The organism is Terriglobus roseus (assembly GCF_900102185.1).
Taxonomy (GTDB): domain Bacteria; phylum Acidobacteriota; class Terriglobia; order Terriglobales; family Acidobacteriaceae; genus Terriglobus; species Terriglobus roseus_A.
The window spans coordinates 3,943,151-3,965,156 of sequence record NZ_LT629690.1 but is presented as its reverse complement, the minus strand read 5'-3'; the positions used below and the strand labels follow the sequence as shown (position 1 = coordinate 3,965,156).

Annotated in this window: 19 protein-coding genes; 11 read left to right on the top strand and 8 right to left on the bottom strand. The window is 57.0% G+C overall.

Features of this window, described 5'->3' with window-relative positions:
- Positions 1 to 21: 21 nt before the first annotated feature.
- Positions 22 to 1,614, top strand: a complete 1,593-nt coding sequence (locus BLT38_RS16565; protein WP_083347144.1) for a helicase HerA-like domain-containing protein — start codon at positions 22 to 24, stop codon at positions 1,612 to 1,614.
- Here BLT38_RS16565 and BLT38_RS16560 read toward each other — a convergent pair.
- On the bottom strand, positions 1,611 to 2,060 hold the full coding sequence (locus BLT38_RS16560) for a hypothetical protein (protein ID WP_083346187.1): 450 nt from the start codon (positions 2,058 to 2,060) through the stop codon (positions 1,611 to 1,613). The two genes, BLT38_RS16565 and BLT38_RS16560, sit on opposite strands and share 4 nt — an antisense overlap.
- A gap of 110 nt (positions 2,061 to 2,170) precedes the next feature.
- On the opposite strand from BLT38_RS16560, the gene BLT38_RS16555 reads away from it, so the two are divergent.
- Both BLT38_RS16555 and BLT38_RS16550 read left to right on the top strand, forming a co-directional pair.
- Positions 2,171 to 2,545, top strand: a complete 375-nt coding sequence (locus BLT38_RS16555; protein WP_083346186.1) for a RidA family protein — start codon at positions 2,171 to 2,173, stop codon at positions 2,543 to 2,545.
- A gap of 49 nt (positions 2,546 to 2,594) precedes the next feature.
- On the top strand, positions 2,595 to 3,839 hold the full coding sequence (locus tag BLT38_RS16550; RefSeq protein WP_083346185.1) for an aminotransferase class V-fold PLP-dependent enzyme: 1,245 nt from the start codon (positions 2,595 to 2,597) through the stop codon (positions 3,837 to 3,839).
- A gap of 67 nt (positions 3,840 to 3,906) precedes the next feature.
- On the opposite strand, the gene BLT38_RS16545 is transcribed toward BLT38_RS16550, so the two are convergent.
- A complete protein-coding gene (locus tag BLT38_RS16545; protein WP_083346184.1) occupies positions 3,907 to 6,036 on the bottom strand; it encodes a radical SAM protein in 2,130 nt (709 codons plus the stop codon).
- 321 nt (positions 6,037 to 6,357) lie between these two features.
- Positions 6,358 to 7,143 (bottom strand): hypothetical protein, encoded by a 786-nt coding sequence (locus tag BLT38_RS16540; RefSeq protein ID WP_156785175.1) that lies wholly within the window; start codon positions 7,141 to 7,143, stop codon positions 6,358 to 6,360.
- A gap of 209 nt (positions 7,144 to 7,352) precedes the next feature.
- On the opposite strand from BLT38_RS16540, the gene BLT38_RS16535 reads away from it, so the two are divergent.
- The 3 genes from BLT38_RS16535 (at position 7,353) to rpoD (ending at position 10,291) form a co-directional block, all read left to right on the top strand.
- Positions 7,353 to 7,538, top strand: coding sequence for a hypothetical protein (locus BLT38_RS16535; RefSeq protein WP_083346182.1), 186 nt, complete (start codon positions 7,353 to 7,355; stop codon positions 7,536 to 7,538).
- Entirely contained in the window at positions 7,522 to 8,301 is a 780-nt protein-coding gene (locus tag BLT38_RS16530; RefSeq protein WP_083346181.1) for a septal ring lytic transglycosylase RlpA family protein, read from the top strand. Before BLT38_RS16535 ends, BLT38_RS16530 begins: the two co-directional genes overlap by 17 nt.
- Before the next feature lie 295 nt (positions 8,302 to 8,596).
- Positions 8,597 to 10,291 carry an RNA polymerase sigma factor RpoD gene (rpoD, locus tag BLT38_RS16525; protein WP_083346180.1) on the top strand — a complete coding sequence of 565 codons (1,695 nt, stop codon included), beginning with the start codon at positions 8,597 to 8,599 and terminating at the stop codon, positions 10,289 to 10,291.
- Positions 10,292 to 10,864: 573 nt separating this feature from the next.
- Here rpoD and BLT38_RS16515 read toward each other — a convergent pair.
- The 3 genes from BLT38_RS16515 to BLT38_RS16505 all read right to left on the bottom strand — a co-directional run bounded on the left by BLT38_RS16515 (position 10,865) and on the right by BLT38_RS16505 (position 14,220).
- Entirely contained in the window at positions 10,865 to 12,508 is a 1,644-nt protein-coding gene (locus BLT38_RS16515; protein WP_083346178.1) for an AsmA family protein, read from the bottom strand.
- Positions 12,509 to 12,642: 134 nt separating this feature from the next.
- On the bottom strand, positions 12,643 to 12,861 hold the full coding sequence (locus BLT38_RS20570; RefSeq protein ID WP_156785174.1) for a hypothetical protein: 219 nt from the start codon (positions 12,859 to 12,861) through the stop codon (positions 12,643 to 12,645).
- Between the two features lie 300 nt (positions 12,862 to 13,161).
- Complete coding sequence (locus BLT38_RS16505) at positions 13,162 to 14,220, bottom strand: hypothetical protein (RefSeq protein ID WP_156785173.1); 1,059 nt, start codon at positions 14,218 to 14,220, stop codon at positions 13,162 to 13,164.
- 255 nt (positions 14,221 to 14,475) lie between these two features.
- Here BLT38_RS16505 and BLT38_RS16500 point away from each other — a divergent pair, with 255 nt between their 5' ends.
- Complete coding sequence (locus tag BLT38_RS16500) at positions 14,476 to 15,276, top strand: DUF4097 family beta strand repeat-containing protein (protein WP_083346175.1); 801 nt, start codon at positions 14,476 to 14,478, stop codon at positions 15,274 to 15,276.
- Between the two features lie 61 nt (positions 15,277 to 15,337).
- On the top strand, positions 15,338 to 16,321 hold the full coding sequence (locus tag BLT38_RS16495) for an amidohydrolase family protein (protein ID WP_083346174.1): 984 nt from the start codon (positions 15,338 to 15,340) through the stop codon (positions 16,319 to 16,321).
- Here the strand turns inward: BLT38_RS16495 and BLT38_RS16490 are convergent, their stop codons facing one another.
- Complete coding sequence (locus BLT38_RS16490; RefSeq protein ID WP_156785172.1) at positions 16,322 to 17,413, bottom strand: two-component system sensor histidine kinase NtrB; 1,092 nt, start codon at positions 17,411 to 17,413, stop codon at positions 16,322 to 16,324. It abuts the gene before it with no gap.
- Between the two features lie 23 nt (positions 17,414 to 17,436).
- Positions 17,437 to 19,161: an arylsulfatase gene (locus tag BLT38_RS16485; RefSeq protein ID WP_083346172.1), complete on the bottom strand. Its 1,725-nt coding sequence runs from the start codon at positions 19,159 to 19,161 to the stop codon at positions 17,437 to 17,439.
- A gap of 61 nt (positions 19,162 to 19,222) precedes the next feature.
- Here BLT38_RS16485 and BLT38_RS16480 point away from each other — a divergent pair, with 61 nt between their 5' ends.
- The 3 genes from BLT38_RS16480 to BLT38_RS16470 all read left to right on the top strand — a co-directional run bounded on the left by BLT38_RS16480 (position 19,223) and on the right by BLT38_RS16470 (position 21,665).
- Positions 19,223 to 19,813 carry a 2OG-Fe(II) oxygenase gene (locus BLT38_RS16480; RefSeq protein WP_172838315.1) on the top strand — a complete coding sequence of 197 codons (591 nt, stop codon included), beginning with the start codon at positions 19,223 to 19,225 and terminating at the stop codon, positions 19,811 to 19,813.
- Between the two features lie 26 nt (positions 19,814 to 19,839).
- Positions 19,840 to 20,724 (top strand): Dyp-type peroxidase, encoded by an 885-nt coding sequence (locus tag BLT38_RS16475; protein ID WP_083346170.1) that lies wholly within the window; start codon positions 19,840 to 19,842, stop codon positions 20,722 to 20,724.
- Between the two features lie 71 nt (positions 20,725 to 20,795).
- Positions 20,796 to 21,665 (top strand): sugar phosphate isomerase/epimerase family protein, encoded by an 870-nt coding sequence (locus BLT38_RS16470; RefSeq protein WP_083346169.1) that lies wholly within the window; start codon positions 20,796 to 20,798, stop codon positions 21,663 to 21,665.
- The last annotated feature ends 341 nt before the right edge of the window (positions 21,666 to 22,006 follow it).

Sequence of the window (22,006 nt, the reverse complement as noted above, 5' to 3'; positions counted from 1 at the left end):
GTTGCCGAAGGAGGCGCTATCTTGCCCGAACCTCTGCTGATTGCCAAAAACGATGCCAAAGAATTGACGCTGCTACCCGGAATGGCCAATCGCCACGGCCTGGTGGCTGGAGCCACGGGAACCGGGAAGACCGTGACGCTGGAAGTTATGGCGCAGGCCTTCAGCAGCATCGGTGTGCCTGTTTTCGCCGCTGACGTGAAGGGTGACCTTAGCGGTATCGCGGAGCCTGGAGCGTCTTCGCCAAAGTTCGACGCGCGCGTCCAGAAGCTGGGATTGGGGACATGGACATTCGCCGGGTGCCCGGTGACTTTCTGGGATGTCTTTGGTGAAGAAGGCCACCCGCTGCGAACCACCGTCAGTGAGATCGGACCGCTGCTCTTTGCACGCATCCTCAACCTGAACGACACGCAGACCGCTGTCCTCACGCTGGTCTTCAAAATTGCCGACGACCAAGGCCTGCTCTTGCTGGACCTGAAAGATCTGAAGGCTATGCTGAACGCTGTCGGTGAGAACGCAAAGAGCTACCAGACGGAATACGGCAACATTTCCGCAGCTTCCATCGGCGCCATTCAACGCGGTCTTGTCTCGTTGGAGCAGCAGGGAGGCGACAAGTTCCTCGGAGAACCTGCGCTCAACATCGATGACTTGTTGCAGACCGTCGATGGTAAAGGTGTGGTGAACATTCTTGCTGCAGACAAGCTGATGCAGTCGCCGCAGCTCTACGCCACATTTCTGCTGTGGCTGCTGAGCGAGTTGTATGAACACCTGCCCGAAGTGGGCGACATGGACAAGCCGAAGCTCGTCTTCTTCTTCGATGAAGCGCACCTGCTGTTTAACGATTTGCCTGCGCAGCTTTCGCAAAAGATTGAGCAAGTGGTGCGACTGATTCGCAGCAAAGGCGTAGGCATTTACTTCGTCACGCAAAACCCCGCGGACATTCCACCGGTAGTACTCTCGCAGCTTGGCAATCGCGTACAGCATGCGTTGCGTGCGTTCACGCCACAGGAGCAGAAGGCAGTGAAGGTAGCGGCGCAGACCTTCCGCGTGAATCCTGCACTGAATACGGAAGAAGCCATCAGCCAGCTTGGCGTGGGCGAAGCATTAGTTAGTTTTCTTGACGAACAGGGAACACCCACCATCGTGGAACGCGCATGGGTGATACCTCCGCACGCACGCATTGGGCCTGTTACGCCTACCGAACGCAAAGCGCTGATGCAGACTTCCGTGGTGGCCGGTGTCTATGACAAGGTGGTCGATCGCGAGAGTGCCTACGAACGATTGAACCAGCGCGCGAATACATCCTCCGCAGCAAACAACGCTGCGCCTGCGGGAACACCTTCACCCATGCCGCAGGGCATCCCCGTTCCTCAGGACGTGCCGCAACAGGAAAGCGGTGGATGGCTCAGCAGCGTCACAGAAGTCCTCACGCAGCGCGGACCAACTGGCCCTCGCGGTGGACGAGGCGCAGATTCAATCATTGAGACCGCTGCAAAATCCGCAGCGCGTGCCATGGCCAGCCAGGCAGGAAGACAGATTGTGCGCGGCGTACTCGGCTCCATCATGGGAAGCATGATGGGCGGCTCGACAAAGTCACGCGGTAGAAACAGCTATTAGTTCGGCATATCCGATGGCGGTGGTCCCTGCATGGGACCGCCATCGCCACGGCGACTATGCTGCGTTGCCATTGCATCGAACACTTTCTGCTGCGCCTCTGTCAGCAACGTACGCACTTCCTTGCGCACACTGGTTTGCAGCGCCTCCATCTGCTGGCGGCGCGTGAACTCATCTGTGCTGCTACTGGAAGACGATTGCGCGGCAGTTTGCGCGTCCACATAAACACTGAAGATCTGTTTCTGCTGATCGGTAGTAAGTGCCACCTGCGCTCGCGACATGGCACGCGCAATGTGATCGACTTCCATCGCAGCCGACGGCGGTTCAGGCCGCTGCTGCGTAATGCCGCTCTGCACGACTAACAACACCGTTAGCAGAAACACACCAAACGAGGGCACGGCCTCAACCGCGCCACGAAAAATCCGATGGTGAAAAGAGTGCCTGTTCATGCTCTATGTGACGAGCATCCGCACACCAATGAGTACGGCTTCGCCTTAGAACAAAGACGTGATGGAATGCACGCTCTACACTTGAGGCAAAGATTCCTGAAGGGAACCTCATGGGCCGCGAATACTTCACACAGAATCCTCAATATCCGTTTGCCGATGCCGTTCTGGTGGACGGCCACGCGCTGTATCTTTCGGGACGTATCGGGCTTCTGCCTGGTACCACGCAGACTCCCTCCACTGCCGAAGAAGAAGCGCGCCTCGTCCTGGACGACATACAAAAGGTGCTCGCCCTCGCTGGCATGAAGATGGAGCATCTTGTTCAGTTGCAGGTGTTCTGTAGCGATGTCAGTCTATGGGAAACATTCAACGCGGTGTATCGGACTTACTTCACAGGACCACTTCCGCCGCGCGCATTTCTCGGTTCTGGAACACTACTTTTCAACGCCCGTTTTGAATTGATCGGCATTGCTGTAAAAGATAACTAGGCTAACCATCCTCTCTCCGAGGTGACGTGTGTTCTCCAGACGATCCTTGATGAAGAATGCAGGCGCGGCATTGCTGACAGCCCGCGCAACGTCCGCCAGTGCGACCATCTCCATGACGCCCTCTACTCTTCTGCCAGCACGCGATGCCTTCGTCACGCCGCAATACGGTGTGTACATCAACAACGCACGCATCCACCCCATGAGCATCAGCACCCGTGTCGCGGTCGACGCCTATCTCGATAGCAAGGGCACCATGGCTGTGAAGCAGACCAGCACCACCAGCCCTATTTCGTTGGTTGCAAAGGAAAGCTTCGCCAAGCTCATCAACGCCACACCGGATGAAATCGCTTACGTGAATAGCACCAGCACGGGCGAAAACCTCGTTGTCAGCGCGCTGGGACTCATGCACCCCGCTGCGAGTGGTCCAAAGCCAAACATTGTCACAGACGCTCTCCATTTTGAAGGTTCCTTATACCTCTACACAGAGCTGCAAAAGCGAGGCGTGGACGTACGCATCGTGAAGGCCACAACCAATGATGCCGGTGCATGGATCGTAGACAGCATTGAATTCGAAAAAGCAGTCGACAAGAACACGCGACTCATCGCGGTATCACTTGTCTCATGGATTAACGGCTTCACGCACAATCCCAAGTGGCTCGCCGATCTCGCACACGCACATGGTGCCAAGCTGTTTCTGGACGCAGTACAAGGCGCAGGCTGCATGCCCATTGATGTGAAGGCAAGCGGCGTCGACTTCCTTGCCTCAGCCAGCTACAAGTGGCTCATGGGCGACTTCGGGATTGGCTTCCTCTACGCCCGGGCCGACGTACTGCCCACACTGCAACGTCCGCTGATGAGCTTCCGCCAGTTCGGCGACATGGAATACCACGCACTCCCCGGCGACAAACCTGGCCCCTATCCCGCCACGTTCGACCAACTGCAGAATGCAGCAGGCTACTTCGAAACCGGAACCTACGCCAATCCCGTCATCGCCGCACTCAGCGCATCCCTGCCATGGATACTGCAACTCGGCGTGCCTAACATCCAGCACCACGCCCACACATTAAATGGCATCCTGCGCGCAGAACTGCCAAAGCTGGGCTACGCCTGTATCACGCCGGAAGACGCGGGGGCCTCCATCATTGCCTTCCATGTGAAGGATGACGAGGCGACCAACAGAAAGCTGAAAGCCAGCAAGGTTGATATCTCGCTCTATCCCGGCCGCATGCGTATAGCCCCCTCCGTCTATAACAACGAAGCAGACATTCACACGCTCCTGAATGCACTGGAATGAAGTGAGTAACGGACAACAGAAAGGCCGCCCTTTCGGGCGGCCTTCTTAGTTAGTTCTGGTTAGGAGATTAGTCGCCTGCGACAAGCTCGTCGTTCTTGATCTCAGCAACAACTTCTGCTGCCGGAGCTGCGGGCTTGATGCCACCCAGACCACCGATTTCGCCGAGAGCGACGAAGCCAGGCTGTTCCTGTTCCTTCAGGATTTCCTTGCGGTAGAGCTTCGCCATACGGGCGTTCTCTGCATCCTGCTTCAGCTTCGCATCACGTGCACGAATCTTCTCTTCGCGAGCGTTCTTAGCGATACCGCTCTTATCGAAGGTATCGTTCGCAGCGGAGTTCACGTGAGCCTCGTTCAGAACCAGGTCATACTTCTCCTGCTTCTCGATCGCAACCTTCTTACCACCGGCGAAGATTTCGTGACGGCCGTGCTCCTCGTACCACTTGGTGAGGGTCGACGTCATGTGCATCTTCTCGATGATGTTGCGCCAGCCGATACCCGTGTTGTATGCGCAGAAGCTGATTTCGCCTTCCTGCGTTGCGTACGGGATGATGCACTGCTCGGTGCGGCGGAAGTCGTAGTTGAACAGATCCTGGAACCACATGCCGGCGATGAAGAGGAAGTTCCAGCGGTCAGCGCGGCGCTTCTCAATGTCGGCCATGGTACGGTCGCCGGTCACCTTGCCGTAGTTGCGGCCGGTAGCGCCGAAGCACTTATCGAACTTCTGCAGCAGATCCATGATGCGGAAGTGCGTGGGCGACTTCGTCGGGTCGTAGTTGCGCAGCAGGGCAAGCGACACACCCACGATGGAGAGGAACTTGCCACGAGCTGCATCGTTTACACGAGCAACGTCCTTCGCCAGCTGAACTGCATTCAGGAACGCGGTCACCGGAACGGCTTCCTTCGTTTCCTTATCGATCATCAGCGCCATGCCGATACCGCAGTTCGGGTGGCAACCGCAGGAGAGCTGGCCCCACTCATGCTCCGGCCCGTGAACCAGATCGGCCCAGTCAGAGAAGGTGGACATGAACGAGATGGGGAACCAGTCGCGGGTGGACTCGCCGAGGCCCGTCTGGTTGCGGATGTCGTGTGCCAGGTGGCTCAGCGTGTAACGCTGTGCGTGGCGGCGCTCGTCGGAAACTGCTTCGTCGCGGCCCGTGAACGAAACCGGCTGGAACGAGAGGAAGTTGATCTTCTTCGGGTTGTCCAGAGCGAACTGGATGATACGGCCAACCTGCTCGTTGTTGATGCCGTTGATGATGCAGGTGACGGGAACGATGTCCACACCGGCCTCATGCAGGTTGTGGATCGCCTGCAGCTTAACGTCAAAGCTGTTGCCAACCTTACGGTGGCTGTTGGCAGCGTTGCCGATGCCGTCGAACTGGAGGTATGCGTAGCGCAGACCGGCTTCTGCCGCGGCCTTCGCAAATTCCTTCGACTTCGCAAACTCAATACCGTTGGTAGCAGCCTGAACCGAGTTGTAACCAACCTTACGGGCATAAGCTACAGCGTCCAGGAAGTACGGGCTCAGGGTCGGCTCGCCGCCTGAGAACTGTACCGACATCTGGCGCTTCGGCTTGATCTGGATCGCGTTGTCCAGCATGGTCTTGATCTCGTCCCACGTCAGTTCGTGAACGAAGCCCACTTGGTTTGCGTCCATGAAGCAGGGATCGCACATCATGTTGCAACGGTTGGTCAGATCGATGGTCAGAACCGAACCACGACCGTGGGTCACGGTGCTGGTGCCGTGGTTGTGCAGCTTCTCATCGTTGTGCGCGCGGATGTCGCGGCCCGGGAAGACGTCTTCCAGGTGCTTCATCATCGGCGGATCGATGGACATAACGTCCTCGAAGTGGCCGTGAATCGGACAATCCTTCACCATCAGGATCTGGCCATCGCGCTCAATGATCTGAGCCTTGATTTCGCCGACCTTCTCGTTCAGCAGGATTTCGTGGGGCAGCTTGCCATCAACGATCTGCTGACGGATTTCCGGCACGCAGCGGGGGCAGAGCGAATCGGTGGTACGGGGCCAGCCAAGGGGCGGCTTTTCCTTCTGGTAGCTCTTGAGCAGAGGCTTGTCGCTCCACTTCGGCGTGAACGACGGGTTCGGGCTGATGTTGTTCAGCTTGTCAAACACTACCCATGCGCCTTGCGCTGCGAGCGTAAGGGCTTTTTCTGCGAGCTTCGATGCCTTGGCCATACCTTCTCCTGAACGAATGCCTCACCCCGTGTGGATCACGTGGACGGGCTGAATGAATCTATGCGACGAGCTTAAAGATGTTTGAGATCCATCCCAAGCTCCAAACTTTCGGCACGAACCCGCAAAGACACAGGGACTTGCGCCTCAAAAAGGGTATCGGAAGGAATAGGGGGGCACATCCGCGATTTATGGAACAGCAACATCGAGCAGCGAACGGCGATCTCTTGCAGTGAACGGAAGGGCTACTTTTCCCCGATAAAAAGCCGACTTATTTAGTCGGCTTTCTTTCATGACGCGAAATGGCGTTTCACGGGAAACACACTATTTCCGCAAGTGAACGATGCGCAGAGCGTCATCCAGAAACTCATTCGCCAGCATGCCAATGGCTGCGCCACCCAGCGATGTTCCGTAGTTGGCCAGCGTCGCCCCGGCTCCCGTGTCCTGATCGGGGTAGATGAAATTGCTGATGCCGGCTGCGGTGCCGTAGCCAAGCAACAGAGGGGCATTCAGAGTTTGGTGTCCGCTATCGGATCGCGTCACCACCACGCGGGAAGCAGCGTAGAAGCCGCGCTTAAAGAATCCGTTGCCCTGCCCCATCTGGTAGTAGCGCGGATCGTCGTGGAAAATCGGCGCAAAAACAGCATCAGTGCTCAGGCTTTGCGTCACGTTGCGCAATGCGGCCGCTCCCACACGTTTGCCAAAGGCTTCGCCGTTGGTGCCGTAGTGTGGCGAAGAATTCACCAGATGCGACCATCCTGCCGAAGCCATGATGCTGGTTAGGTTCATCAGGCCAAATGCGTCAGGAACCGCATAGACCATTTTGTCCGTGGCGCTCAGGGGCAGCGCCTGCTGACCGGGATAGATCAGGCTCGCGTATTTCTTCGCTACGGGGCGTCCGTAGTTCCCAACATTCGCACGGATGGGAGAGTTTGCATTCTTCTGATCGGCCTGATCCTCTAGCGAATCGCGCACAGTTGAGGGTGCATCCGGCAGCAGTACGGTCTGCTCCAGGCGCGACTCTGCCACGGGCTGCAGATTCGCTTTCTGAGCGAACAGCAGCGGCGAGAGCAAAAGAGAGGCGGCAGACGCAATGAGATATCGCTTCAACGTGGCGGTTTCCTTTTTTCCGGGGGACTCATTACAGAGTGCTCCGGTCCATCGCAGATTGGAAGCCTGTTGTTTCGCTTGAGTTGCACAGATGCGCGGGGTTAACTCAAGCGGCAACTCCTGAGAATTCCCCGCAGAACCTTCCTGTGGATACGGGTCTAATTGCAAGTGGATGCGTGCGCCCATTGGCGCGGGAAGGGAATCGGAAGATGGCCGACTGGAATCGTGAAGTACAGGATGCAACCGACCGTGCCGAGGCGGAGCTGCAACGCCTGATCCGTTACCTGAACGACGAGGTGGTGCCAGAGGTGCGGCAGCAGGGCTCGTCCGCGCTGCGAAAAGCCGCGGAGGGACTACATAAACTTGCGGAGAAGGTGGATGACCGCAAGCGTTAACCCAAGCAAATGGCAGCGTGCAGGACTGGTGTTTGCCAGCCTATTGCTTGTGCTGCTCACGACTGGCTGCCACCACAAGACCAAGGTGTCGCGCAACTACCCGCCACCCCCACCATCCCACAACTATCCTCCATCGACGGCATCCAGCCGTCCGTTGCCTTCGTATGCCACTCCTCCGCCCAACTGGAACGACAATGCTTTGGCACCCCGCGATTCAAGCGTGGAGGTAGGTCTTGCGAGTTGGTATGGCCCGCCGTATCACAACCGTCAGGCTGCCAATGGCCAACCTTATGACCAGAACGCAATGACCGCAGCTCACCGGACATTGCCCATGGGAACCACCGTCCGCGTAACAAATACAGCTACCAACCAATCAGTAGTGGTGATCATCACGGACCGCGGCCCCTTCGTACACGGACGGGTGCTTGATCTATCGCTGGCCGCAGCCAAAGCCACAGGCGTCTACCGAGCCGGCGTAACGCAGGTGCGGATTGAGGTTTTGCAGCAGCGCGCCGGAGTCTCGCCTACTGGAAAGTGGTGCGTTCAGATCGGTGCCTTCCAGGACGCCCGCAACGCCCTCCGTTTGCAAAATGATCTGCAACGGCGCTACAGCACCGCTAAAGTGCTGGAATTTCAAGGGCCTACAGGACACTGGGTCCGCATTAACCCGGTCGGGTACGACAAGCGACAGGCGGTGGCCATTGCTGACACTCTTCGCACGGCAGAGCCTGACGCCTTGCCGTATCTCGTAAGGCTTGATTGATCCTTAGCCGAACCGTACAGCGATAAAGGCAGGGGAAATCCGCAGGGCGTATACTTCTGCGTCTTTTTTCTCTAGGTAACGTCTAAAAGAATGTGCTACTCTGTGCTTCGCTGGAGAAGTGCGCCTTTGTGGTCCAGTCCTCACACGGCTGTCAACCTTGCGCCTGCGGTCTTTGATACCGCGCCCTATGCTTCCCCGCTCATGCACATCGCATCCATAAAGGGAGTCGTGTCTGCGCCTGCAACCTGGCGCGTCGGCTTCTGTGCACAATTTTCGGGACTGGACGGAAAACACCGTGGCTGAAGAGATCGACAACTATCAAGAAGACGTAGACCGGATGATCGACACCGGGAAGGAAAAGGGCTACCTCACATACGGTGAGGTCAATGACCTGATTCCCGAAGGCATCACCTCCGCCGACGATCTGGACGACCTGCTGACCACCATCAACACGCAGGGTATCGACGTCCTTAATGGCGAGGACAAGTACGAAGGCCGTGACAAGTACGGCGAAGAATCAGAAGAGAACGATGACGTCGAACTGGACCTGACCCCGGGCCAGCTGGAAAAGACGAACGACCCCGTCCGCATGTACCTGCGTGAGATGGGTACTGTGCCGCTTCTGACGCGCGAAGGCGAAGTTGAAATCGCCAAGCGTATTGAGCGCGGACAGATGCGCGTGATGAAGGCTATCTCGCGTTCGTCCATCGTTATCCGCGAAATCATCGCTCTGGGCGAAGATCTGAAGCGCGGCGTCCGTAACGTGAAGGAAGTTGTCACGTTTGACGAAGACGAGCTGACGGAAGACGTTCTGGCAGCACGCGTGAAGGCGACCGCCAAGCGCATCGACAACCTTGTGAAGCACCAGCACGCCGCTGACGAAGCTCTTGCCACACTGGAATCCGGTAAGGCGAAGAGCCAGAAGGAACAGCGCAAGTTGCGTTGGGCCGCTGGCCGCGAGCGCGTAAAGGTCAGCCGCATTGTTCGCGAACTGAAGTACACCAACGGCGAAAAGAAGCGCCTGCTCGACAAGGTAAACAAGACTGTCGACGGCATGCGTACGTTGGAGCGCCAGATCAAGAATCTGGACACCAAGTTCGATGCGAGCAAGTCCGAAGAACTGAAGAAGGAATACCGTCGCCAGCAGAAGAACTGCCGCCACGATCTTGACCGCCTGGAAGCTGAAGCGGGAATCACTGTGGACAGCCTCAAGCGCACACAGCGCGAGATGGTGCAGGGCGACATGGACGCGGAACGCGCGAAGCGCGAGCTCATCGAGGCGAACCTTCGCCTTGTGGTCTCCATCGCGAAGAAGTACACAAACCGTGGCCTCCAGTTCCTTGACCTGATTCAGGAAGGCAACATCGGTCTGATGAAGGCAGTGGATAAGTTCGAGTACCGCCGTGGCTACAAGTTCTCCACGTACGCAACGTGGTGGATCCGTCAGGCGATTACGCGCGCCATCGCCGATCAGGCCCGCACCATCCGTATTCCGGTGCATATGATCGAAACGATCAACAAGCTCATCCGCACCAGCCGTCAGCTTGTGCAGGAGCTTGGCCGCGAGCCTTCCTCGGAAGAGATCGCAAAGCGTATGGATATCCCTGTTGCAAAGGTCCGCAAGGTCCTGAAGATTGCACAGGAACCCATCTCGCTGGAAACTCCAATCGGCGAAGAAGAAGATTCGCACCTTGGCGACTTCATTGAAGATCGCATGGCCGTATCGCCTTCCGATGCTGTCATCAGCGTGAACCTGAAGGAGTACACCAGCCAGGTTCTCCGCACGCTGACGCCGCGCGAAGAGCGCGTCATCAAGATGCGCTTTGGACTGGAAGACGGCAGTGAACACACGCTGGAAGAAGTAGGTCAGAGCTTCCAGGTAACGCGTGAGCGCATCCGTCAGATCGAGGCAAAGGCACTCCGCAAGCTCCGCCACCCAAGCCGCAGCCGCAAGCTGAAGGCATTCGTGGATGGTGTGAAGGAATACTAAGCCAACACAATACCAAGCAAAGGCCCCGCGAAAGCGGGGCCTTTTGTCCTGTTAGCGCGTTGCATAAAACGCAGGCAATGAAAACGACTTCAATAGGATTGGTGCGGGCAGCAACCGAAGATGTCAAAGTGGTGAAAAATGTTGACGTTTCTCTACATTCGCAGAATAAGCAAGGCGTATCCTGATTCACGCAAGCTCAGACCTTAATGGGCAAGATCCTCGGAGGAGAAGTGAACGATCAGAGCTTTAGGGTCGCAGTCAAAGGCATCTTCGCGTCAATGATCATTGGGATAGTGACGATTGCATCTCTGCTCTGCCTGTTCTTCATCGCTTCGCCAAACATGTTTGCGCGTTGGAATACAGTGGTGACCATGTTTGGATTCTTGGGATCACAAGGCGTAATGATATGGGTGTGCTTATCTCAGATAAGGCTTAAAGAGAAAGCCCCAAGCACAGAAAGCTCAAGGCATTCGTGGACAGCGTAAAGGAATACTAAGCCAACACAATACCAACCAAAGGCCCCGCGAAAGCGGGGTTTTTTGCTTTGAGAGTCAGCGTAGAGTTGCGCGACGGTTATCGGCCGAAGAAGCCGCTGAGGGCTTTGCCCAGGTTGTTGGTTTGCGTGTTCTTTTGTTGCGTTACGGCACCGCCAATGAGCTTATTCATATCAGGGGTAAAGGTGGGGTTCGCTGTGGTTCCACTGATGGTTACGGGAATGCCGTTGCTGGTGGTCTGGCTTACGGCAGAGCCAAAGACCCCAGGTAACATGCTCATGGCCTGGGTCGCGATTCCTCCGACGCCGCTGGACGAGAGCTTGACCAACAGACGATAGTTCAGCGCATTGCTGGGACTGATGCTCCCGCTGCCGGTTGCCGATCCCAGGCCGGATACAACGGCGACGAGATTGTTGGTCTGGATACCGTCGGCGGCGTAGCGCAGGTTGGTGCTCAGTGTCTGGATGGTGGTGTTTGAGCCGGTCTTCGCTCCGGTGAAGGACTGAATGCTGGCAAGCTTCTGGCCAAGGTCAAAGCCGGCGAGCTGCGTGTTGGCCACCTGCACGGGGCCGGTGATGACAAGCGCCTTCATCGGTCCGCTGATATTGAGCGCGGTGGTCAACGTGCCACCTTGCAGTCTCGAGCCTGAGGGCAACTGGATGCCGAGCGAAGGAAGAAACGCGACAAGCTGGTCGATCGGCATGTTCCTGCCATCGACGTGGGATTCCGTCGAGATGACGTTGCCACTCGTCTGGTAAGTCCCTGTGAGCGCAAGTGCCGCGTTGCCGATCTGCAGGTTCGCGCTGGTAATGGTGCCGGAGAGCGATTGAAGGTTCTGCAGGAGGGAAAACTTCAGATCGACCGGTTGAGAAGAAGGTGTGCCGTTGGCAGCCAGCTTAAGTTGCGTCATGTGAAGGGTGCCATCCACCTGCGCGGTCTGACCGTTGGAAACGATCTTGCTGTCAAGGTCGGCAATGCCGGCGATTCCCTGGCTAGCTTCGACGAAGCCAGCGGAGACAAGATCAGCATGCTTCAGGGCGACCTGCGCGGTGAGCGGTGTAAGCGAAGCGTCATGCTGGTTGAGTGGGCCGGCGTTGCCGCTCACATCGAGACTTCCTCCGGCAGGCAGCTTGCCGCTGAGCGTGAAGGGGAAAGACTTGCTAAAGGAGAAATCCTGCGCATGAATGCTGAGATCGGTGTAGACGCGCGGCTCTCGCTGCTGCGGCAAGGTACCAACGGTGACGGTTCCGTTGACGATGTCGAATTTGTTGACGGTCAGGTTTGGGATTAGGTCGCTGGTGTCCCGCGAAGTCCTGGCCTTCCCTTCGCCGCCGATGCTGGAGTAGTTCCATGTGCCGTTTTCCGCACGGATGAGTGTGATCTTTGGCTCGTCAATGGTGAAGCCCTGGATATGGACCTGACGATGCAGCAGCAACGGCATGACCTCGACACCGATGCGGACGTCCTTTGCGGAGAGGAAAGGCTGAGTGCTGAAGGCGGCATCGTCGGCAATGGTAGGAGACTCCGCGACCAGGCTGCCGGAGAAGAGTGAAAAATCAAGATGTCCCAACTGCACGTTGCGTCCCAACGCGTCGGAGAGCGCCTTTTCGATGCGATTGCGGTAGGTGTCTGCATCCAGCAGATGACTGATCGCGAAGACCCCAACCAGTACAACGACAATAACGGCTGCGAGAACCATCCAACCACGCTTGATCTGTGCCATACGATCTCCGTACCCGATCTTGACCGGCTGGACTTAAACAATACAAGACGAGGCCGGATAGAAGGTTGGATGCAGGTAAAGCGATGAAGTGGTTGAATCGATCCATTGGAACGGCGGGGGGGTGCTTTGCTCCCTCAGGAATCCGACTGCATGCCTAGATAGCTGGCCCAGTAGTTGAAATCCATTAGCTCTAACTCACCAGAGAAGAAGTCAGGCGGGACGATAGGCAACAGATGTGATTCTGGTAGCGCTAGTTCCTTGATGACATAGATCGTTTCGAGCAAAGCATCGGCACCAAAGACATACTCCGGTCTTGCGGCGCTCTTCAAAATGTCATCTAACTGCTCGTGCATCGCTCGATTGTCTTCTCTTTGAGGCAATGCCGGGTGCCATCGGGGCCATGTCATTGGGCTGCATTCCTTAAGCAAATCCGTAGCTTCGTAAAACTTGTCCTCATCCAGTGGGGACAACGCGAAGATTCGACGGTCCTGTGATGCATCCCACGCGATCAAATCAAACCGGAAAGCCCTCACTGGATCTGAGCTGATAAGAAGTCCAGATGTAACTCCGTCATACCAACCGATACAGATAATCTTGTCGAAATCCAACGGAGATGCCTCTTTTCTCATCAGCGCAATGGGACACAGAGCCATTTACCGGCCGGAATTCGGCAGCCGCTGTCCGGTGACCTGTTCCCAACTCCATTTGACGATGGTGGTGTCTGGAAACCGCAGTGACCACCAGCGTCTACGCCATTCTGATTCCCGCTCTGCTCTTCCCTCATACAAGTTGTGCAGTTCCAGGCTGGTCTGATCGTCGAGTGCTTCGCAATTCATGGTGCCGCTTAGGGGATAAGCCCGAGCGACGTACCGCTTCATCTCCTGCACTTTCTCTGTGGCTCTTAGATAGCGCAGGAAGTACCCGAACATTCCGACAACGATCACAGCAAGTAGAAAGATTGTTCTGAAGACCACGCGCGACCGCGTAGTCGAGCGTCGCAGTTCGATGAAACTCACGACCAGCGTGTAGAGGAACAAAAACTTGAGCGCACTGAATGCCATGTGCGGCGCGTTGATATCTTCTTCTGCATAGTGCAGGCTCTTCACGGGGCCAGCGTCTTTGTGCTGTGCTGAAGCCTCCACAGCCGCTGCATCAATGAGCTGGGAGATTTCTTCAAAGGTTACAAAACCATATCGCGTGTCCAGGTGAAAAGGGGCAGGGTCCTTTTGTGACGCGCCCTCGGTTTCATGCGGAGTTGGAGGAGCTGCTTTTAGCGCCGCCTCTTGTTGCAGATGAATCGCCTGGCTGCGTGTCATCCACAAACACTCGATCATCGAGTCGTTGCTGTGTTCAAGGAGCATGGCCGAAGGTGTGTAACTGATCACCGGGGGTATCGCCTGCCCACCCATGACAACGATGTTGCGCACAACATCCAGAAAGAAAATCAGAAAGAACGCGCAAATAATTGGGAGCAGCTTGTCGAAACCGAAGCGTTTGGCAACCTTAAAGAATTGAACCTGGCGTTGGTCGTCGGGCTTCAGGTTCGTCAGCTTTGCTAAGGCGACCTTGAATGTCTGCGGTGCAACATAAACGAGGATGCCTGTCAGCGCCACAATGCAAAAGATTGGTGGCCAGATGAAGTCCCAAAAATCCTGAACACCTTTCACCAAACCCGAAAAGTCCATCCTCGGCTCCCTCTCATTGATGGTCACTATGCGGCGAGTTCAGTAACGCCTTTGCTCCGCACCTGAAGATCAAAGGCGGAGGCCGGGCAAACGCCGGTAGGAACTGGAACTTAACCTTTCCACACACTATAGCGGGGAAAACCAACAGATCTCATAGATTGCGAAGAAGATCGCTTTGCCACCGAGAAAAATGTCGGGCGACTGCCAAATCCAAATCGCGTTAAAAAAAGCCGAACCGCCAACCAGTTTCCTGCGTATTGTTTGGCAGAGGATTTCCCGGCCATGCGCATTTCTTCATTCGCGGTTCTTACCGTCGCCCTCGTCACTTCCGTTGCCACCCATGCCCAGTCCGGCAAAACGTGGGATAAGTCGTACCCCGTGAGCGGTCGCGTCACGCTGGACGTAAGCACAGGCGAGGCAAGCATTCACACCACTTCCTGCGGCACTTGCCGTTCGGTCACCATCCACGTGGAAGCTCATGACCAGAACCTGAGCGATTACAAGCTGGAAGAGAGCGGCGGTGGCAATGTGGTCACCTTTTCGCTGAAGCGCCGTGATGAATATGGGTGGCACGGCAGCCACGGTCGCTCGCCTGAGGTAACGATTCAGACACCCACTGCCAGCGACGTTACGCTGAAGTCCGGCAGCGGAGGAACGGAGCTTACGGGGGTGAATGGCAACATCAACATCAGCGCTGGGAGCGGTGGCGTGCACGTAATGGATAGCGCAGGCCATCTGCGTGGCAGCGTGGGTAGCGGTGGTTTCAACGCCGACGGTGGCTTTAGCCAGTTCCATATTCATTCGGGCAGCGGCGGCATCACGGTTCGCCTGCGTGCTGGCCAGCAGATGGACGGTGATTCGACCGTTGAGGTCGGCAGCGGCGGCATCCACCTCGCGTTCCCACGGGACCTGCATGCAAACGTGGACGCTACGTCAGGTAGCGGCGGCTTCCATAGCGAACTCCCCATGATGACCACGGGTGACATGGGCAACCGGCATTCGGTACACGGCACATTGAATGGCGGTGGTCCCGAAGTTCGCATTCGCGCGGGCAGCGGCAGCACCCGCATCGAAGCGCTGTAGCTGTACGAACATCATGTCGCGCGTCCCATTCCGCAAGGGTGGGACGCGCATCTGATACTCCATGAAGATCATCGCGATTGAGGAACATTTCCTCACAGAAGACATTCGCGCCGCCTGGGCCGCCTCTGCAATTGGTACGGAAGGCACATCAGCCTTTGATCGTGGTGAGATCGAATCGCGCCTCGACGATCTCGACGAAGATCGCATTGCGTTGATGGATGAAAGCGGAGTGGACGTGCAGGTGCTCTCCGTCACCACGCCTGCGCTGCACAATCTTGATGCGGAAGTCAGCGTGCCACTCGCGCGTCGCACCAATTATCTTCTTGCCGCGGCAATCGCAAAACATCCTGACCGCTTTCAAGGATTCGCAACACTCCCCACCGCTGCACCGGAAGAAGCCGCACTTGAGTTGGAGCGAGCAGTCAAAGAGCTAGGCTTTCACGGAGCGATGCTGTGCGGGCGCACGCGCGACAAGAATCTCGACCATCCAGACTTTCTGCCCATGTTCGCCATGGCGGAAAAGCTGAGCGTGCCGATGTACATTCATCCGCAAATCCCGCAGCAGGTTGTGCGCGAAACCCTCTACGGCGGCTTCAACGACATGACCGACACCGCCTTTGCCACTTTTGGTCTCGGCTGGCATTACGAAGCGGGTATTCAGTTTGTACGCATGATCCTGGCAGGTGTTTTCGATAAACACCCGCAGTTGCAGATGATCCTGGGCCACTGGGGCGAAGTTGTTCTCTTCTACACCGAACGCCTGAAGAACCTGAGCCGCATACAGACGTTGCAGCGCCCTTTACTGGACGTAATGCGCGAGAACCTCTACGTCACACCCAGTGGCATGTGGAACGAGCTGTACTTCCGTCACGCAGTCGCCGTTGTTGGCATCGACCGCGTGCTGTTCTCGGCGGACTATCCCTATCAGTACCGTCCCGGCGGAGCGCCGAGACAGTTCCTGGAACAGCTCCCCATCAGTGCAGAAGACAAAGAGAAAATCGCTCACGCCAACTGGTATCGCTTAACCGGCGACGTCAGCAGATAGTTACGACGCGCTATCCAACGCAGGAAGAAACAATGAGAACACGCTCCCCAGCGCTTCACGACTACGCATACGTAGCGTGCCTTCCTGCTTCTCCACCAGGTCTTTCGTAATCCAAAGCCCAAGCCCCGTGCCCATAATGCCCTTGGTCGTGAAAAACGGCTCAAAGGCGCGCAGCTGCGTAGCGGCACTCATGCCGATGCCATTGTCCGCAATCGTCAGGCGAACACCATCGCGTTCTGTCGCCGCATCCGTGCCCACGCGCACACGCACACGAAGAAGCCCACCGTCCCGCATGGCATCCAGTGCATTGCCCACAAGGTTATTCAGAATCTGCCGCAGCTCGCCATCAAAGCATATGGCCAATACATCCGCACCATACTCGCGCGTCACAGCGATACCCGAGTTCACCAGCCGCCCGTGATACAGCGATAAGACGGAGTCCATCAAAGCTGCAATGTCCACGGTCTGGCGCGATGTCGATTGCCGGAAAAAGCGCAGCGTCTGCGTCGTAATCTGCCCAACACGCGCTAGTTCTGCCTGCGCCATCTGCGCATATTCCCGCGTGCGCGCACCTTCTTCGTCTGCCGTCTGCTCAATCAGGTACAGCAGGTTCGTCACAGACTCCAGCGGATTATTGATCTCGTGCGCAATGCTCGACGCGAGGCGACCTACCGCGGCCAGCTTCTCACTCTGAATGAGCGCGGCTTCCGCTCGCCTTTGTTCCGTAATGTCATAGCCGTAAACAATCACACCAAGCACGCGGCCATCCTCACCGCGATGCGGCAGGTGCGTCACAGAAAGCGTGCGATAGCCATCCACTGAGATCATGCTTGGCTCAAGGTGCTGTGTCACACCCGCAAGCGCCGCACGGAGATGCTTCGCGACATTCTCAAATGCAGGCCCGGTCACATCCGCAACCAATTGTCCGACTATCTGCTGCTCTGGCCGGCCAAACCGTTCAACGTACATCTGGTTTGCCGCAACATACCGCAGGTCATGATCCACATACGCAACATACGCAGGCAGCAGATCATTGATCGCACGGATCAGCTCCGGCGACGGCCCTTCCTGCATCTGTGTGGATTGGTTCAAGACTTACTAATTCTACCGATTCACTACTGCCGGTCGTCTTCCAGGTACTTCGGGAGTGGCAGTCCACTGCGGTCGCCGCCGGGCGTTTGCGGCATAGGCCACGGTTGCGCTCCCACACGTTTTGCCAATGCGCGATACGCATCCGCCATCCGATGCACTTGTGCAGGATTCGTCTCCGCAAGATTGTGCAGCTCTGTGCGGTCTGCATCCATGTCGTACAACTCCCATGTATCTGGAAACGCCGCGACCAGCTTCCATTTGCCGTCGCGCACCGCGCAGTTGCCTTCGTGCTCCCAGAACAACATGCCGCGCTCCGCAATCGATCCACCGCGCAACACCGGCATCAGGTTCTTGCCTTCCAGCGGCGCGGGTGCAGTGCCAGCCTTACTCTTCGCAGGCATCGTTACACCTGCGGCAGCAAGGCATGTAGGCATCACGTCAATCTCATGCCCCACCTGATGCGTGATGTGTCCCTGTGCTTTGAAGCCGTCAGGCCAATGCGCAAGAAACGGCGTAGAGATGCCGCCTTCATGCGCGAAGTGTTTGTACAAACGAAACGGCGTGTTCGACACATTGCCCCAAGGGCCGCCATAACTCTGGATGGTGTTCGCAGGCCCGGGCATCACATTCGGATCGTTTCCAAACTGCAACTCTCCACCATCCGGCGCCGCATCCGGAACCCATATCGCGCGCTTCGATCCTGCAGGCATCTTCTGAATATTGAACTCTTCATAGTTGCCACCGTTGTCAGCCATGAAGAATATCAGCGTGTTTTCTAGCTGGTGCGTCGCTTCGAGATGTGCAATGACCTTGCCCACATTGCGATCCAGTATCTCCACCTGTGCGGCGTACACGGCCATCCGTTCGGCTTCCCACTTCTTGTACGACGCGCGCTCCCATGCGGGCACACGCGGATCGCGTGGCGTCATCTGCCACTCTGCCTTCAGCAAACCGGAAGCAAGCTGCTTCGTATGACGACGCTCGCGCATCGTGTCCCAACCTGCCAAATAGCGCTCGCGATACTTCGCGGTCACTTCTTCCGGTGCATGCAGCGGCCAGTGTGGAGCATTGAACGCACAGTAGAGAAAGAAAGGCTGATCCTGCGATACATTGCCCATCATCTTCACGGCCTCATCGCCAATCGCGTCCGTGAAGTAGAAATCCTTATCGAAGTGATTGATGGGTTCGTTGTCACGCGTGAGACAGTTCGGCGTGTAGTAACTGCCCGCTCCGGTAATCATGCTGTAGCCGTGATCAAAGCCGCGCTGTAGCGGCCAGTTATGCCTGTCAGGATTTCCGTCCGTCTTCTGTGACGATGACAGATGCCACTTGCCGGAATGCAACGTGGCGTATCCCGCTGGCTTCAGCGCCTCCGCGATGGTTACGCAGTTCTCGTTCAGGTCGCCATCGTATGCAGGAAACGGATAGCGGCCATGATCGTCCACCATCATGCCCATGTGTGCCTGGTGCGAGTACATTCCCGTAAGCAGCGACGCACGTGAAGGGCAACACCGCGGCGAGTTGTAAAACGAACTGAACTGCACACCGTTCTTCGCCAACCGATCGAGATGCGGCGTATCAATCTCGCCGCCATAGCAACCGATGTCGGAATAGCCCATGTCGTCCGCGAGGAAGATGATGATGTTCGGCTTGCGCGGCGCGGGCAGTCCCGCGGCGGTCTTCGCAGAAGCTGTGGCGGCGCATGCGGCCAATGTGGATGTTCGCAGGAACTCGCGGCGGTTCAGCATAAGTGTTCCGAGTGTAATTCCGAACCTGCACGCCCTTCTTCAGGTGCGCGATAATGTCGCCATGCCGCAAGCGCCTCACCTCATTGTGCCGAACTTCCTCTCCGCGGAAGACCACAGCAACCTGCTGCGCTGGACGCTGGAGAACCAGAACACGTTTGTGCCCGCACGCGTGCATACGGGCGTGGATGACAAGCTGCGGCGCGCATTGGTGATGCAGGACGTTGGCCCCTTCAAGATGCCTCTGGCCAAGGCCGCAAGCAGCCAATACCGTGGCTGGCTCACGCAGATGGGTCTGCCGCCGTTCGATGTCTCCGGTATTGAGTTGGAGCTTGCCGCGCACAACGACGGTGCGCACTTCACGCGCCACACCGACACGCAGACGGTGATGGGTCAGGGGTCACATCGCGCGTTGAGTGCTGTGTACTACTTCCACCGCGAACCGAAGAGTTTTACCGGCGGCCAACTGCGGCTGTTCTCTGCGGATGACGAAACCTACACAGACATCGAGCCCACGCAAAACACACTGGCCATCTTTCCGTCGTTTGTACCCCATCAGGTGATGCCGATCGCATGCCCGTCGCAGGAGTTTGCCGATTCGCGCTTTGCCATCAACTGCTGGCTGCATGTGCGTACGCGGGCTGCAACAGCGTAGACGCGTCCACAACCTATAATCCCCGCATGTACACACCACAGGCTGGCATCTTCGCCCTTGGCACCTCTTCGCACGCGTATCTGGAATTTGACCTGCTCGATGCGCAGCACCACGCTGAACTCGCATCGAAGATCGCGGCCATTCGCGAACCGCGCACCACCACCGGCGGCGTGAACTTCGTCATCGGCATCCGCCCGGACCTCTGGCGAACACTCATGCCCGGAGACATGCCTACTGACGTTCACGGCTTTAACGAAGACCTGCGCGGCGTGGAGAACTTCACCATGCCTGCAACGCAGCACGATGTACTGGTGTGGCTCTCAGGCAGTGCGTATGACGTGCTGTTCGATATGGCGCGCACCGTGGTCAACGACTTTGCCGACGTCGCAAAACTCTCCGAGGAAACCGCAAGCTGGCCCTACCGCCACGACCGCGACCTTACTGGATTCATTGACGGTTCAGAGAATCCCTCTCTGCTGGAAGCACCCGGTGACGCATTGATTTCAGAAGGCCAGCCCGGCGCTGCAGGTTCTGTGCTGCTACTACAGAAGTGGCAACACAACACCAGCGCATGGGAGGCACTGCCTGTGCACCAGCAGGAACTGACCATGGGACGCACCAAGGCAGACAGCACCGAACTGGAAGACAAGCCGGAGTACTCGCACGTGGCGCGTACCGATCAGGACACGTTCGGCAATATCTTCCGCCGCAACATGCCGTATGGCGGCGTGCAGCAGCACGGCACCATGTTCGTTGGCTTCAGTGCCGAACAGCAACGCCTGCAGAAGATGCTCGAAAGCATGGCTGGCTTGGTCAACGGCACACGCGATGCTCTCACGCGATATACGTCACCCGTCACGGGGTCGTATTACTTCGTGCCTTCCGTGGAAAGCCTCGCCAATTTGCGTTAAGACCGTTCCAGCGCTCAACATGGTTGAGTTCGATATGTTGTCTGTAACTTCTTCAGTGGAGATGTAAGCCCATGGCTATGACACGACGCACCTTCCTCCAGCTTGCCGCTGCTGCCACCGCTGTGGCCGCCTCACCCGCAAGCTTTGCCAATCCACTGGGCCTGCCCATCGGCTGCCAGACCTATCCCGTACGTAAGACCATCAACACCGATTTCGAAGGCACCATGAAGGGCCTGCGTGCCGCGGGCTTCACCAACATTGAACTCTGCTCGCCCTACGGCTACTCCGACTTCTCCAGCCTGCAGAAGTACAAGCCGAAGGAACTGAGCGATCTGTTGAAGAGCTGGGGCCTTACCTGCATTTCCGCACACTGGGGCGCGAACGAACTGTTCAAGAAGACCGACGAAAGCATCGCCTATGCGAAGGAATTCGGCATGACGCAGATGGCCATCGCGGCACTTGGTCCTTTCAACAGCAAGGGCACCGAGACGCTCGATGACGTGAAGCGCTACGTCGAGCCCTTCAACGCCTTCGCCGAGAAGGCACATGCCGCAGGCATCACCGCGCTGCTCCACAACGAAGGCTTCGTCTCCAAGACGATCGACGGCAAGCGTGTGTACGACGTGATGATCGCCGAACTCGATCCCACGAATGTCAAGCTGCAGTTCCAGGTCTCCACCCAGCAGGAAGGCTTCGACGCGGTGGAGTACTTCCACAAGTATCGCGGTCGCTATCTCTCCATGCACTGCCAGGACTGGGTGAAGGACGCTTCCACCAAGAGCGGCTTCCGTCAGGTTCCCATCGGTCAGGGTGTCGTGGATTGGAAGTCTGTCTTCGCTGCGGCGAAGGTCGGCGGTGTGCAGAATTACTTCGTCGAGCTCGAAGAGGATCCCGCACTCATGCCGCCCAGTGTTCCCTTCCTGAAGAAGCTCACCGTGTAGCCAGCGACCGTCTGAACCTATAAAAAGCGCAGGGCCACACTAGGCCCTGCGCTTTTTTGCGTGTTGAACATTTGTATTCCGGCAGAGAAGGAGGGGACTTCTTGCGGTGTCTTTCTTCCATATCTCATAGACATCGGACGTCTAGTTCCAACAAAACGGAGAATGAAACGTTTCGACGCATCTCGTTGGATTCTTGACTAAAAAATCACAGCTTCTGTCGATATTTCGTGCTTGCCCAATGGTCTGACCAATGCCTAGAATTGGCCGCTTCAAAAAAGTGGTCCTACCTCGCGGTGAAATCAGAGACCACATGTAGCGCACAGATGTTAGCCCTTTCGGAG

Bases quoted from the DNA above. Each gene is read 5' to 3' on its own strand.
- BLT38_RS16555 (WP_083346186.1), top strand. From the start codon at position 2,171: ATGGGCCGCGAATACTTCACACAGAATCCTCAATATCCGTTTGCCGAT.
- BLT38_RS16560 (WP_083346187.1), bottom strand. From the start codon at position 2,060: ATGAACAGGCACTCTTTTCACCATCGGATTTTTCGTGGCGCGGTTGAG.
- BLT38_RS16480 (WP_172838315.1), top strand. From the start codon at position 19,223: ATGCCGCAAGCGCCTCACCTCATTGTGCCGAACTTCCTCTCCGCGGAA.
- BLT38_RS16530 (WP_083346181.1), top strand. From the start codon at position 7,522: ATGACCGCAAGCGTTAACCCAAGCAAATGGCAGCGTGCAGGACTGGTG.
- BLT38_RS20570 (WP_156785174.1), bottom strand. From the start codon at position 12,861: ATGCACGAGCAGTTAGATGACATTTTGAAGAGCGCCGCAAGACCGGAG.
- BLT38_RS16470 (WP_083346169.1), top strand. From the start codon at position 20,796: ATGGCTATGACACGACGCACCTTCCTCCAGCTTGCCGCTGCTGCCACC.
- BLT38_RS16475 (WP_083346170.1), top strand. From the start codon at position 19,840: ATGTACACACCACAGGCTGGCATCTTCGCCCTTGGCACCTCTTCGCAC.
- BLT38_RS16495 (WP_083346174.1), top strand. From the start codon at position 15,338: ATGAAGATCATCGCGATTGAGGAACATTTCCTCACAGAAGACATTCGC.
- BLT38_RS16545 (WP_083346184.1), bottom strand. From the start codon at position 6,036: ATGGCCAAGGCATCGAAGCTCGCAGAAAAAGCCCTTACGCTCGCAGCG.
- BLT38_RS16485 (WP_083346172.1), bottom strand. From the start codon at position 19,161: ATGCTGAACCGCCGCGAGTTCCTGCGAACATCCACATTGGCCGCATGC.
- BLT38_RS16500 (WP_083346175.1), top strand. From the start codon at position 14,476: ATGCGCATTTCTTCATTCGCGGTTCTTACCGTCGCCCTCGTCACTTCC.
- BLT38_RS16515 (WP_083346178.1), bottom strand. From the start codon at position 12,508: ATGGCACAGATCAAGCGTGGTTGGATGGTTCTCGCAGCCGTTATTGTC.
- BLT38_RS16535 (WP_083346182.1), top strand. From the start codon at position 7,353: ATGGCCGACTGGAATCGTGAAGTACAGGATGCAACCGACCGTGCCGAG.
- BLT38_RS16550 (WP_083346185.1), top strand. From the start codon at position 2,595: ATGAAGAATGCAGGCGCGGCATTGCTGACAGCCCGCGCAACGTCCGCC.